The organism is Actinoplanes sp. NPDC049598 (assembly GCF_040675435.1).
Taxonomy (GTDB): domain Bacteria; phylum Actinomycetota; class Actinomycetes; order Mycobacteriales; family Micromonosporaceae; genus Actinoplanes.
Window position 1 is genome coordinate 420,358 of record NZ_JBFAOX010000003.1, and the last position, 13,026, is coordinate 433,383.

General features: G+C 71.8%; 10 protein-coding genes and 1 pseudogene. 3 read left to right on the plus strand and 8 right to left on the minus strand.

Annotated features, from left to right (window positions below; translation table 11 throughout):
• Nucleotides 1–895 precede the first annotated feature (895 nt).
• Nucleotides 896–1,123, minus strand: coding sequence for a zinc ribbon domain-containing protein (locus tag AB0J66_RS10680; RefSeq protein WP_364658328.1), 228 nt, complete (start codon nt 1,121–1,123; stop codon nt 896–898).
• A 59-nt stretch (nt 1,124–1,182) separates the two neighbouring features.
• On the minus strand, nt 1,183–1,899 hold the full coding sequence (locus tag AB0J66_RS10685) for a hypothetical protein (protein WP_364658330.1): 717 nt from the start codon (nt 1,897–1,899) through the stop codon (nt 1,183–1,185).
• Between AB0J66_RS10685 and AB0J66_RS10690 the strand changes: the two genes are divergently transcribed.
• The 3 genes and pseudogenes from AB0J66_RS10690 to AB0J66_RS10700 form a co-directional block, all read left to right on the plus strand.
• Nucleotides 1,898–3,166, plus strand: coding sequence for a murein transglycosylase (locus AB0J66_RS10690; protein WP_364658333.1), 1,269 nt, complete (start codon nt 1,898–1,900; stop codon nt 3,164–3,166). The genes AB0J66_RS10685 and AB0J66_RS10690 overlap by 2 nt on opposite strands.
• A gap of 88 nt (nt 3,167–3,254) precedes the next feature.
• Nucleotides 3,255–4,274: a GNAT family N-acetyltransferase gene (locus AB0J66_RS10695; RefSeq protein WP_364658334.1), complete on the plus strand. Its 1,020-nt coding sequence runs from the start codon at nt 3,255–3,257 to the stop codon at nt 4,272–4,274.
• Nucleotides 4,275–4,444: 170 nt separating this feature from the next.
• A pseudogene (locus AB0J66_RS10700) lies at nt 4,445–6,658 on the plus strand (endonuclease); the annotation flags it as partial.
• Here AB0J66_RS10700 and hemB read toward each other — a convergent pair.
• The 6 genes from hemB to AB0J66_RS10730 all read right to left on the minus strand — a co-directional run bounded on the left by hemB (nt 6,655) and on the right by AB0J66_RS10730 (nt 13,019).
• Entirely contained in the window at nt 6,655–7,644 is a 990-nt protein-coding gene (gene hemB / locus AB0J66_RS10705) for a porphobilinogen synthase (RefSeq protein ID WP_364658336.1), read from the minus strand. The pseudogene AB0J66_RS10700 and the gene hemB overlap by 4 nt on opposite strands.
• Before the next feature lie 11 nt (nt 7,645–7,655).
• Complete coding sequence (locus tag AB0J66_RS10710) at nt 7,656–9,242, minus strand: uroporphyrinogen-III synthase (protein WP_364658338.1); 1,587 nt, start codon at nt 9,240–9,242, stop codon at nt 7,656–7,658.
• Entirely contained in the window at nt 9,239–10,168 is a 930-nt protein-coding gene (gene hemC / locus AB0J66_RS10715; RefSeq protein WP_364658340.1) for a hydroxymethylbilane synthase, read from the minus strand. The genes AB0J66_RS10710 and hemC overlap by 4 nt, the downstream gene beginning before the upstream one ends.
• A complete protein-coding gene (locus tag AB0J66_RS10720; RefSeq protein ID WP_364658343.1) occupies nt 10,165–11,454 on the minus strand; it encodes a glutamyl-tRNA reductase in 1,290 nt (429 codons plus the stop codon). The genes hemC and AB0J66_RS10720 overlap by 4 nt, the downstream gene beginning before the upstream one ends.
• On the minus strand, nt 11,451–12,203 hold the full coding sequence (locus tag AB0J66_RS10725; RefSeq protein WP_364658345.1) for a redox-sensing transcriptional repressor Rex: 753 nt from the start codon (nt 12,201–12,203) through the stop codon (nt 11,451–11,453). Before AB0J66_RS10725 ends, AB0J66_RS10720 begins: the two co-directional genes overlap by 4 nt.
• 171 nt (nt 12,204–12,374) lie before the next feature.
• Nucleotides 12,375–13,019 (minus strand): HAD hydrolase-like protein, encoded by a 645-nt coding sequence (locus AB0J66_RS10730; protein ID WP_364658348.1) that lies wholly within the window; start codon nt 13,017–13,019, stop codon nt 12,375–12,377.
• Between the last annotated feature and the right edge of the window lie 7 nt (nt 13,020–13,026).

Consider the following 13,026-nt stretch of genomic DNA (forward strand, 5'->3'; position numbering starts at 1 on the left):
CGGCCAGCGCGGAGCAGGCCAGCGCGGAGCAGGCCAGCGCGGAGCAGGCCAGCGCGGAGCAGGCCAGCGCGGAGCAGGCCAGCGCGGAGCAGGCCAGCGCGGAGCAGGCCAGGGAAGGCTAGAGGGGCTTCACGCCAGACCGGGACAAGCGAGCCGGGCACGGACGGCCGAATCAGACCAGTCGGGCGTAGTTGGACCGCGCGGGAGTGAAGCTGAGGCAGCGCGCCCGCGCTGACCGACATGAGCGCGACCAGAACCGCCCGGGAGAGAACCTAAGGCAGCCGGCCAGGCCAACCGACATGAGCGCGACCAGATCGCCGAGGGCGGGCCGTCGAAACGGTCGGGCGGGTCCGATCTGGCACGGGCAAGGTCCGGCTGGCACCCAGTCCAGCCGGACGCGGCCCCAGCCGGACGCGAGCCAGGTGGGGTCGACCCGGACGCGGGCGAACCGGACGCGGGCGGCCCGGATGCGGTCGGCCCGGACGCGGTCGGCCGGGACGCGGTCGGCCGGGACGCGGGCGAGCCGGACGCGAGCACCAGCGGACGCGGGCGCGACTGAGCTGGCTCGCGATGCATCAGGCCTGCGGAGCGGCGGGCTGGGCCGGCCAGGCAGGGACAGGCTTGCGTGGCAAGGCAGGCCGACGACCCCAGTGGCGGGCCCCCGGACTGGATGAGCCGGGAGACGAGGCAGGGCCGGGCGGGGCAGCCGGACGAGTCGAGCGGCGAGCCAACCGGGCTGTCGCGGACAGGCTAACGCCGAGGCTGGTGGTGCCGGTCGGGTGCGCTGTTTCGTTCGGTGGCGTGGCCGGTCTGCGGCGGCGCGGGGGCCGGCGGGCTCAGCGGCGGGTCGGCGCGTGAGGTGAGGGCCTGCGTCGGCCGGGGCCGGCGTGGATGGTCAGCAGCCGCAGGCCCCACCGCAGCAGCCGCCTCCGCCGCCGCCGCCGGTGGACGGGCGTGGGGTGGGGGTGCTGCCGCTGCGGCCGGTGACGGCGACCGTGGACAGGAGCTTGACCGTGTCGGCGTGGCCCTGGGGGCAGCTGGTGGGCTCGGCGGCCTCGCGCATGGGACGGTTGACTTCAAAGGTGTCACCGCAGGCGCGGCACCGGAACTCGTAACGAGGCATGGGAGAAGCGTAGGGCCTCCGGCCGACAGAAATTCACCCTGTGGACAGCCAGCTGGGAGTTATCCACAGGCCTCGAAGCGGGCACTCGCGGCGGTGCTTCGGTTGGGTAGTGTCGTCCGCGTGGTGAAGCGGCAGAAGGACCAGGTGACCGAGCCCGAGCGGCGCGCATCGGCGCCGCACCAGGGCGGTCCGCTGGCCAGCTCCGGCGCGGCTCCCAACGGCGCGGCCCCCGGCACCGCGGCCCCCGGCACCGCGGCCCCCGACGAGCCTGCGTCCGGCAGTGCCGCCACACCCAGCCAGCCGACCGCGCCCGGTGGATCTGTCGCCCTTGGCCAGTCCGCGGCTTCGGATGAGTCAGTGAGCGCCTCGCCCGCGGCCGCCAAGACAGACAAGCCCGCTGCGGCCGAGTCGAGCGGGAAGGCCGGGCCATCGGCGGGGTCCGCCTTGAGCGGCTCGGCTGGCGATCGTGACGTCAGCGCGCTCCCCCTCGGCGACTCCGGCGGCGCGTCCGGTCGATCGGCCGAGGCGACGCCGGCCGCCCAGCCGGACAGCACTGTCGCGTCGGTCGGCGCGACTCCTTCGATCACCACGGCGACCGCTACGACAGTCGGCTCCGCCACGGCCGGGGCGGCCACAACAGACTCACCCAAGGGCACGGCCGCGTCCGCCGAGCCACCGGCGTCCCCCTCGAGCCAGGGCAGTAAGGCCACAACAGCAAGCATCGCTTCGAGCACCAGCAAGACCGACGGCGCGAACAAGACCGGCACTGCCTCCATGGATGAAAGCGCCAGCAAGGCCGGCAAGGCCGACAAAACCGGCACCGCCTCCACGGGTGAAGGCGCCGGCAAGGCCGACAGTGCCGACCGAGCGAAAAGCGCCGGCAAAGACGACGGCCTGAACAAGGCCGAGAGCACGAGCAAGGACAGCAGCACGAGCGACAGCGCAATGAAGGCCGACAACCCAGGCAAGACCGACAGCGCCGGTAAGGGCGACGGCGAACCTGCGGGTGGCGGAAGCGCTGAGGCGGCGAAGGCCGAAGGGGCCAAACCGGCGGCGGGGAGTGTGCCGGGCAAGCGGCGCGGGCTGCGGCAGGCGGCGCCCGTCCGGGTGGCGGCGCGGGTCGGGCGGAGCACGGCGGCCTGGGCCAAGCGGCCGAGTGGGCGGCTGATCGTGCCGGCGGTGGTGGCGGTTCTGCTGTTGGGGGCGGCGGGCACGGCGGGGGCCTATCTGGTGCCCGAGGCGCTGAAGGCGGCGCCCGAGCCCAGCGCGACGCCCGGGTTTCCGCTGGAGGCGGGTGGAGTGGCGCCGTCCGCGGGTCTGCCGGGCGGTGGGCCGAGCGGGCTGCCGGTCGGCAGTGCGCCGGTCGGGGGCGGGCTGCCCACGGCGGGGCCGACCGGTTTGCCGGCCCCTACGGGGGTGGTCACGACCGCGCCGACCGTGGCGCCGACGTCGCCGGTGGATACGGGTGGGCGGCCGGCGGATGCGCTGGCCGGGTGGGCGGGGCAGGTGGGCACCAAGGTCGGCATTCCGGTCGTGGCCGTCCAGGCTTACGGGTATGCCGAGTTGGTGCTGGCCCGGACCATGCCGAACTGTCACCTGAGCTGGACCACCATCGCCGCCATCGCGAAGGTCGAGTCCGATCACGGCAGTGCCAACAAGGCGGTGCTGGGGGCCGACGGCATGGTCACGCCGACGATCTACGGGCTGCCCCTGGACGGTAAGGGTGGGCGGCAGCTCATTCAGGACACCGACCGTGGCGCGCTGGATCAGGACACGACCTACGACCGGGCCGTCGGGCCGTTGCAGTTCATCCCGGCCACGTGGAATCAGTTCAAGGTGGACGCCGACAACAACGGCGACGCGAACCCCAGTGACATCGACGATGCGTCACTGACCGCGGGCACCTATCTCTGCCAGGGCGGGCGTGATCTGTCCCGGTCGGATGCCTGGTGGGATGCGATTTTCTCGTACAACGCGGTCCGGCCGTACGCGCAGAAGGTCTTCGAGGCGGCCAACGACTACGGGCGGCGCAGCCGCAGTTGATGCGCAATCTTGCACGCACAGTGACGATACCTACACATTTACGCGCTCAGACCTTCCCAGACGGCATCGTTACCGGCAAGCTGTACGAGTGAGGGTGCGTGAGTGGGATCCCCGGACCGCCTCGGCGGCGGAGATCCGGTCGCTCGTTGAGACGGTGAACGAGGTGCTGGCCACCGATCTTCCCAACGACCCGCCGTGGCAGGACGTTCAGGTCCGTGACTACCTCGCCGAGACCATGCCGGGTGAGCGCCGGATCAGCTGGGTCGCCGAGGACGACCGGTTGCCCGAGGGCGAGAGCGAGATCTTCGCCCACGTCAGCATGCTGCTGCTGGGCGACATCGGCGTCCTCGAGATCATGGTGCATCCGCGGCTGCGGCGCCGGGGTCTGGGGCGGCAGCTCGTCGCCGTCGCCGCCCGCCGGGCCTACCTGGAGGGTTTCTCCACGATCGGGGTCGAGGCCATCGGCGGCACGCCCGCCATCGCCTTCTACGAGTCGCTCGGCTTCGAGCGGGAGTATGTGGAAACCCGCAGCGTGCTCACCCTGTCCGCGGTGGACTGGCCGGCCCTGGACGCCATGTCCGGCGCCATCGGCAGCGGGTACCGGGTCGAGTACCACCCGGGCGGCCCGCCCGACCACCTGCTCGAGGCGTATGCGCAGGCCAAGCTCGAAGCCCAGGACGAGGACGACGATCTGGACCTGGCGCCGCGGTCCTCCGATCCGCAGCGGCTGCGTGATTCGCTCGAGACGCTGCACAAACGCGGTCTGAAGCCGTACATCGTGCTGGCCATCCACGAGTCGACCGGGGTCGTGGCCGGCCTCACCGAGGTGGTCGTCCCGGCGCAGCATCCGGAGCGGGCCGACCAGTACGACACCATCGTCGTGCGGGACCACCGCGGCTACGGCATCGACCGGGCGATCAAGGCACGCATGCTGTTCGAGCTGCGGCGGGCCGAGCCCGGGCTGTCCGAGGTGCAGACGTGGAACGCGCAGCACAACGAGTCGATGCTCAAGGTCAACGCCGAGCTGGGCTATCTGCCCGATCGGGACTGGTATGAGTACGGCGCCGACGTGTCACAACTCGTACAAAGCCTCGAACCCATCGACTAGGTTCTACCTCTCCTCTACTGTCGGACGTACTGTAGGCGGTCCGCTGTGGAGGATCTGTGCGACGTCACCGGATTTCGGCCCTCCTCACCGCGCCCCTGATCGCCGCCGGGCTGCTGTTCCCGGGCGTGGCCCACGCGGCGGCGGACACCCTCACCGTCGGCGCCGTCCAGGGCAGTAGGCCCCGCTCGCCGTACGCGCCGGTCAGCGGCAACGGCTCGAGCAGCGCCAAATATCAGGTGCGCGGCGTCGTGGCCCAGCTCGCACTCTCGCACACCGACACCGGCGTCCAGCAGTACGGTTTCTTCCTGCAGAGCCGCACCGGTGACACCGACAACGACCCGGCCACCTCGGACGGCGTCTTCGTCTACACGGGCTCTTTCAGCACGCTGATCGGCGGCTACGTCCCGCGGGTGGGCGACGAGATCGTCGTCAACGCCCGTGTCGCCGAGTACTTCAACTTCACCGAGCTGACCAGCGCCGAGTGGGTCACCACCTTGAGCGCCGGCGCCCAGGTCCAGGTCGACGACGCGGTCCCGCCGGCCGAAAAGGCGGCCGCCGATCTCTTCTGGGAGCGCCACGAGGGCGCTCAGCTGCGGGTCCGGGCCGGCTCGGCCGCCGTTTCCAACACCAAGACGTACGCCTCGACCGACGACGCCGAGACCTGGCTGATCGACCGCGACGATCCGCTGCTGGCGCGCCCGGATCCGTACGCCCGAAGGGTCTTCCGCGACGCCCACCCGCTGGACGACCTGCCCGGCACCGTGGACAACGGCAACGGGAACCGGATCATGATCGGCCCCATGGGGGTCAAGGCGGCCGCCGGTGACAGCACAGTGGTGCTACCCGCGGCCCGTACCTTCGACACCGTGCGGGCCGACGCGGTCGGCGGCCTCTATTACGCGTTCAACAAGTACGGCATCCAGGTCGGCCAGATCGCGTACAACCCGGGCCCGGACCCGGCCGCCAACCATCCGCCCCGGCCGACCCGCGACCTGGCCGTCGCCACCTTCAATCTGGAGAATCTGTACGACTTCCGCGACGACCCGTCCGACGGGTGCGACTTCGCCGGTAACGCCGGTTGCCCGGGCGTGCAGCCGCCTTTCGACTACGTCCCGGCGAGCCAGGCCGCGTACGACACGCGGCTGACCCGGATCGCCGCCCAGATCCGCGACAACCTGCACAGCCCCGACCTGATCCTGGCCCAGGAGGCCGAGGACCAGGACATCTGCCGGGTCGTCAAGAACGCGCTCGCATGCGACGCCGCCGACGGCAAACCGGACACGCTGCAGGAGCTGGCTCTGAAGGTGGGCCGGAACTACGACGCCGCGTTCGACCGCAGCGGCGCCGACGCGCGCGGCATCGTCTCCGGGTTCCTCTACCGCACGGACCGGCTGCGTCTCCCGGCGGCCGGCGCGACCGACCCCATCCTGGGCGCACTGCCGCAGGTCACCTATCGCGGCGCCCCGCTGCCGAGCAACGCCGACGTGTCGAATCCGAAGACGCTGAACGCCGTGCTCCCGGCCGATGTCGACCGGTCCACCGGCGTCGACGGCGTCAACGTCTACACCCGAGCTCCCCAGGTCGCGCTCTTCGAGGTCACCGCGGCCCCGGGCGGCACGCTGTGGGCGGTCAGCAACCACTTCTCGTCCGGCCCGGACACCCGTGTCGGGCAGCGGCGCGAGCAGGCCGCGTACGCCGCGGCGATCGCCGACGCCATCGAGGCCGCCGATCCGCACGCGCGCGTCGTCCTGGGTGGCGACCTGAACGTCTTCCCGCGCCCGGACGACCCGGTCCCGGCCGATCCGGGCGACCAGCTCGGACCGCTCTACGCCATCGGCCTGCACAACCTTTGGGACGACCTGGTGGCCAAGGCGCCCGAGGCCGCCTACTCGTACGTCTTCGACGGCCAGGCCCAGACGCTCGACCATCTCTTCGTCAACGACGGCTTCTACCGCGACCTGATCGACATGCGCGCGGCCCACATCAACGCCGATGTCACCGACGGCACCAGCGACCACGACCCGCAGGTGGCCCGCTTCCAGGCCCGGGCCGGTCTCAGCGTCGGCGACGCCCGGGTGACCGAGGGCGACTCGGGCAAGGTGGCGCTGGTCTTCCCGGTGACGCTGAGCAGGCCGCTGAGCCGGGCCATCACCGTCTGCGCGACGACCGTGCCCGGCCCGACGACGCTGCCGCTGGCCGACTTCGACCCGTACCTGGGCTGCCGCATGATCGCGGCCGGCGCGGTGCGCGCCGACTTCCCGGTGCAGGTGCGCGGTGACCGGCTCCGCGAGTCGGACGAGACGCTGACGCTGGAGGCGGTCGCCCTCGACGCCGTCCGCCTGATCGACGGAAGCGGCGCCGGGACGATCGTCAACGACGACTAGAAGCGGTTCCGGATCAAAGAGGCGACTTCGGTGGCCCAGTAGGTGAGCATGATCTGCGCGCCGGCCCGCTTGATCGAGGTGAGCGACTCGAGGATCACCCGCTCGCGGTCGATCCAGCCGTTCTGCGCGGCCGCCTCGACCATCGCGTACTCGCCGGAGACCTGGTAGGCCGCGACCGGCACGGTGACCCGCTCACGGATGGCCGCGACCACGTCGAGGTAGGGCAGGGCCGGCTTGACCATGACGATGTCGGCGCCCTCGGCGATGTCGAGGTCGACCTCGCGCAGGGCCTCACGCAGGTTCGGCGGGTCCTGCTGGTACTGCCGGCGGTCGCCCTGCAGCGTGGACTCGACGGCCTCGCGGAACGGGCCGTAGAAGGCGCCCGCATATTTGGCCGCGTAGGCCAGGATCGACACGTCCTGATAGCCCGCCTTGTCCAAGGCGGAGCGAATGACGCCGATCTGCCCGTCCATCATCCCGGACGGCCCGACCATGTGGACGCCGGCGTCCGCCTGGGCCACGGCCATCTGGGCGTAAAGGGGCAGCGTGGCGTCGTTGTCGACCGAACCGTCGGCGGCCAGCACCCCACAGTGGCCGTGCGAGGTGAACTCGTCCAGGCACAGGTCGCCCATCACGACGGTGGAGTCGCCGACCTCGGAGATCAGGTCGCGGATGCCGACGTTGAGGATGCCGTCCGGGTCGAGGCCGGCCGAGCCGGTCTCGTCCTTGTGCTGGTTGGTGGGGACGCCGAACAGCATCAGGCCACCGACACCGGCCGAGACCGCCTCGTGGGCGGCCTTGCGCAGCGACTCCCGCGAATGCTGGACCACGCCGGGCAGCGAGCTGATCGCGCGGGGCTCGGTCAGCCCCTCTTTCAGGAAGAGGGGCAGGACCAGCTCGGCCGGCGAGAGCCGGGTCTCCTCCACGAGCCGCCGCATGGCCGGCGAGCGGCGCAGGCGGCGGGGACGAACCTCGGGGTACGACATCGGAAAAATCCTTAGCGGAAGCGAAGGGCTGTGGGTCCCTGGACCTTCGAGCCACGGCGCTGCTTGGCCGGCATCGCGGCCAGCTTCTCGCGCAGCTCCACCGCGTACGACGCGAGCGCCTCGACCAGGTCCGGCACGGAGGCGTGCTGGGGCTGGACGTCGACGCGCAGGCCGAACTCGGTGGCCGTCTCGGCGGTCTTCGGGCCGATCACCGCGACGACCGTGCGGGCGTGCGGCTTGCCGGCGATGCCGACCAGGTTGCGGACGGTCGAGGACGAGGTGAACAGCACCGCGTCGAAGCCGCCCGACTTGATCGCGTCGCGGATCTCGGCCGGCGGCGGCGCGGCGCGCACCGTGCGGTACGCGGTGACGTCGTCCACCTCCCAGCCCCGCTCGATCAGGCCGGCGGCCAGCGTCTCGGTGGCGATGTCGGCCCGCGGCAGCAGCACCCGGCCGACCGGGTCGAGGATCTCGTCGTGCGGCGAGAACTCGGCCAGCAGGCCCTCGCTGGACTGGTCGCCCGCGGGCACGAGCTCGGGCTGGATGCCGAAGTCGCGGACGGCGTCGGCCGTGGCCTCACCGATGCAGGCGATCTTCACGCCGCCGAAGTGGCGGGCGTCGAGGCCGTGCTCGTCGAATTTCTCCCAGACCGCGCGGACCGCGTTGACCGAGGTGAACACGACCCAGGCGTACCGGCCGTCGACCAGGCCCTTGACCGCGCGCTCCATCTGGGCCGGGGTGCGCGGGGGCTCGACCGCGATGGTCGGCACCTCGCACGGGATGGCGCCGTAGGCCCGCAGCCGCGCGCTCATCGCGCCCGCCTGCTCCTTGGTCCGCGGTACGAGCACCTTCCAGCCGTACAGCGGGCGGTTCTCCCACCAGCTCATGGCGTCGCGCTCGGCGACGTCGCCGCCGACCGTGAGCACGACCCGGCCGGTGAAGCCGAGGGCCGCCGCCACGAAGCTGTCGACCGTGGACGTCGTCGTGTACTGGGTCTCGCCGGTGCCGTCGCCGGTCACCGCGACCGTGGTGCCGGGCTCGACGCCCGAGGCGAGCAGGCCGTCGCGGACGGCCGCGAGGTCACCGGCGTCGACGGCCACCGCGAACGAGCCCTTGAGGGCGGCCGCGGACAGGGCGTCGAAGTCGAGGGTGCTGACGTCGTCGACGTCGGCGGTGACGCGGACGCCGGGCAGCGGGACACCGGCGTACGTGGCGACGCCCTCGGCCTGGCCGAGACCCGGCACGACCTCGAAGTGCACCGCGGTGCGGGCGACCGCCTGCACCTCCTTGACCACGGCTTCGTGGCCGAACGGGTCGCCGGAGACGAGGTGGACGGCCGCGAGGCCGGACTTGGCCGCGGAGAGCAGCACCTTGGCGACGTCGCCGGGCGCGCCCTCGGCCGGGCTGAACTGGGCGTCGTCCTTGGCCTCGGCGCGGATCGCGGTCAGCAGCGACTCGGGCACGCCTCGGTCGTAGACCACCTGGTCGGCTTCGGTGAGCGCGGCGTGGGCGCGGCGAGTCAGCAGCTCGGGGTCGCCGGGTCCGGCGCCGACGAACGCGATGCGTCCGGCTGGCTTGCGGGCGGTGCGGGTGGTCATTCTGTGCTCCCCATCAGGGTATCGGCGCCGTTGTCGAGGAGATCGGCGGCGAGCGCCTTGCCGATCTCCGCCGCGTCGGCGGGCGTTCCGGTGCGCGACAGCCGGATGGCTCGAACCCCATCCGGGCTGATCACCGCACCGCGCAGGTAAATCTCGTCGCCGTTCTCGCCCTCGGCGAGCTCGGCATGTGCCGCGACCGGAGCCGAGCACCCGGCCTCGAGCGTGGCCAGCATCGCCCGCTCCGCCACGACGGCGGCCCGGGACGGTGCGTGGTCGAGCGCGGCCAGCAGCTCGACCAGATCGGCGTCGTCGGCCCGGCACTCCACCGCCAGCGCGCCCTGGGCGGGGGCCGGCAGCATGAGCATCGGGTCGAGCGTCTCGCTGATCTCGGCCGTGCGGCCGATGCGAGCCACGCCGGCTCGCGCGATCACGATCGCGTCCAGGTCGGCCTCGGGTCCGTGAACCCGGGCGATCCGGCTGTCGATGTTCCCGCGGATCGGCGTGACCTGCAACTCTAGGCCCAAAGCATGCAGTTGCGCGATTCGGCGCACCGCGCCGGTTCCGACGAGAGCCCCCGGCGGGAGCTCGGCCAGGGTACGGTTGCCCTTGGTGATCAGAACGTCGCGCGGGTCCTCGCGCGGGGGCACGGCCGCGATGTGCAGGCCGGCGTGCTCGCCCGTGGGCAGGTCCTTGTAGGAGTGCACGGCGAAATCGATCTCGCCGGCGAGCAGCGCGTCCCGCAGCGCGGAGACGAAGACGCCCACGCCGAGCTGGGCGACCGGGGCCGACGAGCGGTCACCCGAAGTGACGATGCGCACAAGCTCGACCGGGCGGCCGGTGGCCGCGGTCAGCGCGTCCGCGGTCTGCTGGGACTGGGCGAGCGCCAGCGCGCTGCCTCGTGTGCCGAGGCGCAGCGGGGTACTCACGCTTTTCCTCCGATCTCCGGCACCGCATCGGCCTGCGTGGCGTGCGGCACGTCCAGGTCGAACAGCTCGCGCAGCAGGGCCGCGTACTGATCGCCGCCGGGCTCGGCGGCCAGCTGGCGCACGCGCACGGTCGGTGAGTGCAGCAGCTGCTGAACAACCCGGTGCAGCGTACGGGAAATATCGCCCCGCTGCTCCTCCGTGAAGTCGGGGCGACGCCCCCACAGCTTGCGCATCTCGGCGCTGACCACGTCCTCGGCCCGGGTACGCAGCGCGGCCACCGTCGGGGCGATCTCCGCCCCGCGCAGCCAGCCGAGAAAGTGATCAACCTCGCTCGCGACGATCTGCTCGACCGCCGCCGTCTCGGCCGCGGCCGGGGCCGAGCGGCGGGAGGAGGCGAGGCTGTCGATGTCGATGATCTCGACGCCGGGCACGCCGTAGGCGTCGGGGGCGACGTCGCGCGGCACGGCCAGGTCGAGCACGATCAGCGGCGCCGCCGCCTGGAGCCGTTCGCGGGTGAGCACCGGCTCGGTGGCCGCGGTGGCCGTGATGACCAGCTCGGCCTCGCTCAGGGCCTGGTCCAGCTCGCCGAAGGGCACGGCCACGGCGCCGTACGCCTCGGCCAGCCGGTCGGCCCGCTCGGCGCTGCGGTTGGTGATCCGCAGCGGGCCGACCCCGGCCCGGGTCAGCGTGGCGACCGAGAGCGCGCCCATCGCGCCGGCCCCGACCACGAGTGCCTTCTTGCCTTCGAGGGCGCCCAGGTGACTCTCCGCGACCTCGAGGGCGGCGGTGACGACGCTCTGCCCGGCCCGGTCGATGCCGGTCTCGGCGTGGGCCCGCTTGCCGACCCGCAGGGCCTGCTGCATGAGCTCGTGGAGCAGGCGGCCGGCCGAGTCGGACTCGGTGGCCACGTGGTACGCGTCGCGCAGCTGCCCGAGGATCTGCGACTCGCCCACGACCATGGAGTCGAGTCCGGCCGAGACCTTGAACGAGTGCTGGACCGCGGCCTCGTCGTAGTGCACGTAGAGATGCCCGGCGAGCTCGGTCGCCGGGATGCCGGAGACCTCGGCGAGCACGTTGCAGATGTCACCGAGACCACCGTGGAAGGTGGTGACCGCCGCGTAGATCTCCACCCGGTTGCAGGTGGAGAGGACGACCGCCTCCCCGACGTACGGCTGGGCGACGAGCTTCTGCAGCAGGCCCGGCACCGACGAGTCGGGGATGGCGAGGCGTTCCAGCGTGGCGACATCGGCGGTGCGATAGGACGCACCGACGCTGAGGAGATTCACGACCCGACCGCCTCCTGATTGCCCGCCGTCGCGGCGGACCGGCCGCCCGGCAGCGCGGTCAGCGATGCCTTGCGGTGCTCGTGGAATGAGAGAATCTGCAGCTCGATGGCGAGGTCGACCTTGCGCACGTCGACGTTCGCGGGCACCGAGAGCACGCAGGGAGCGAAGTTCAGGATGCTGGTGACGCCCGCGTCGACCAGCACGTCGGCCACGGCCTGGGCGGCGCCGGGCGGGGTGGAGATCACGCCGATGGCGATCTTCTCCTCGACCGCGACCCGGCCCAGATCGGAGATGTGCCGCACCGGCAGGCCGTGGATGCGCTCGCCGACCTTGGACTCGTCGGCGTCGAAGAGCGCGACGATCTTGAAGCCGCGGCTGGCGAAGCCGTCGTAACCGGCCAGCGCGTGACCGAGATTACCCAGGCCGACCAGGCAGACCGCGCGGCGCTGGTCGAGGCCGAGAACGTACTCGATCTGCTCGATGAGCAGGGTGACGTCGTAGCCGACGCCGCGGGTGCCGTACGACCCGAGGTGGGAGAGGTCCTTGCGGAGCTTGGCCGAGTTGACGCCGGCCGCGGCCGCGAGACCCTCGCTGGACACGGTGTCCGCGCCGGCCTCGCCCAGGTTGTGCAGGGCGCGAAGGTACTCGGGAAGGCGCGCGATGGTCGCCTCCGGCAACTCCGGGAAGGCCTGGGCGGCACCGTCGCCGGGGCGATGCCCGGGCGTGCTTCCGTGACGCTGCTGACTCATCTGACTCCGTGCCGACGAGGTTTGCGAACCTGCGGGGAACCCACGAACGCCTGGTTGAACCGGCTGTGCTAGCGGGGCTCTTCGAGTCAAAGAGTAGGCGCTTGTGAAGGCGTGCACAAATCGCGATCTTGATCGGATGGCTGGACAAAGATCCATCTAGGTGCTAAGTGATTATGCCAGCGTCCGGGCGATCTCGACAGCCTCCACCAAAGTGTCCGCCACCGGGCGACCGGATGCCCGCAATCGGACGGGATCGGTGAATCCCCCGGTGTAGAGCACCGAAACCCCGCCGACCGCATCGGCCGCTGCCGCGTCGTCGAGCGAGTCGCCGATCAGCACCACGTCCGCCCCGGTCAGTCCCAGCTCGGCCAGGTGCTCGGCCAGATGACCGGCCTTGAGGTGACCGCCGATCTCGGTCCGCAGTCCGTCGACCCGGGTGAAGACGCCGGTCAGCCCGTACGTCTCGACGGCCGGCACGAGCTCGGTGTGGAACCACATGGACAGCAGCGACTGGGTGCCGGGCCAGGACCGGAGCGCCTCGGCGGCGTCGGCGGCCAGGGTCATGTTCGTCAGACCCAGGCGGTACGCGTCGTGGAAGATCCGGTCGAGCTCCTGGAACTCCTCCTGGTCGACCGCGCGCTCGAGGATCTCGGCGTAGAACTCGGCCACCGGGCGGCGGAACCGGGACCGGTGCTCGTCGGCGTCGACCTCGCGCCCGCCGACCGCGGCGAAGGCCGTGTTGGTCGACGAGACCACCAGCGACAGATCGTCGAGCAGGGTGCCGTTCCAGTCCCAGACCAGGTGCTTGCGCGTCACGGCAGAC

What these genes read in the sequence shown, in the direction of transcription:
- AB0J66_RS10680 (WP_364658328.1), bottom strand. Translation starts at nt 1,123, where the DNA reads ATGCCTCGTTACGAGTTCCGGTGCCGCGCCTGCGGTGACACCTTTGAA.
- AB0J66_RS10690 (WP_364658333.1), top strand. Translation starts at nt 1,898, where the DNA reads ATGGATGAAAGCGCCAGCAAGGCCGGCAAGGCCGACAAAACCGGCACC.
- AB0J66_RS10685 (WP_364658330.1), bottom strand. Translation starts at nt 1,899, where the DNA reads ATGGAGGCAGTGCCGGTCTTGTTCGCGCCGTCGGTCTTGCTGGTGCTC.
- hemB (WP_364658336.1), bottom strand. Translation starts at nt 7,644, where the DNA reads ATGTCGTACCCCGAGGTTCGTCCCCGCCGCCTGCGCCGCTCGCCGGCC.
- AB0J66_RS10710 (WP_364658338.1), bottom strand. Translation starts at nt 9,242, where the DNA reads ATGACCACCCGCACCGCCCGCAAGCCAGCCGGACGCATCGCGTTCGTC.
- AB0J66_RS10725 (WP_364658345.1), bottom strand. Translation starts at nt 12,203, where the DNA reads ATGAGTCAGCAGCGTCACGGAAGCACGCCCGGGCATCGCCCCGGCGAC.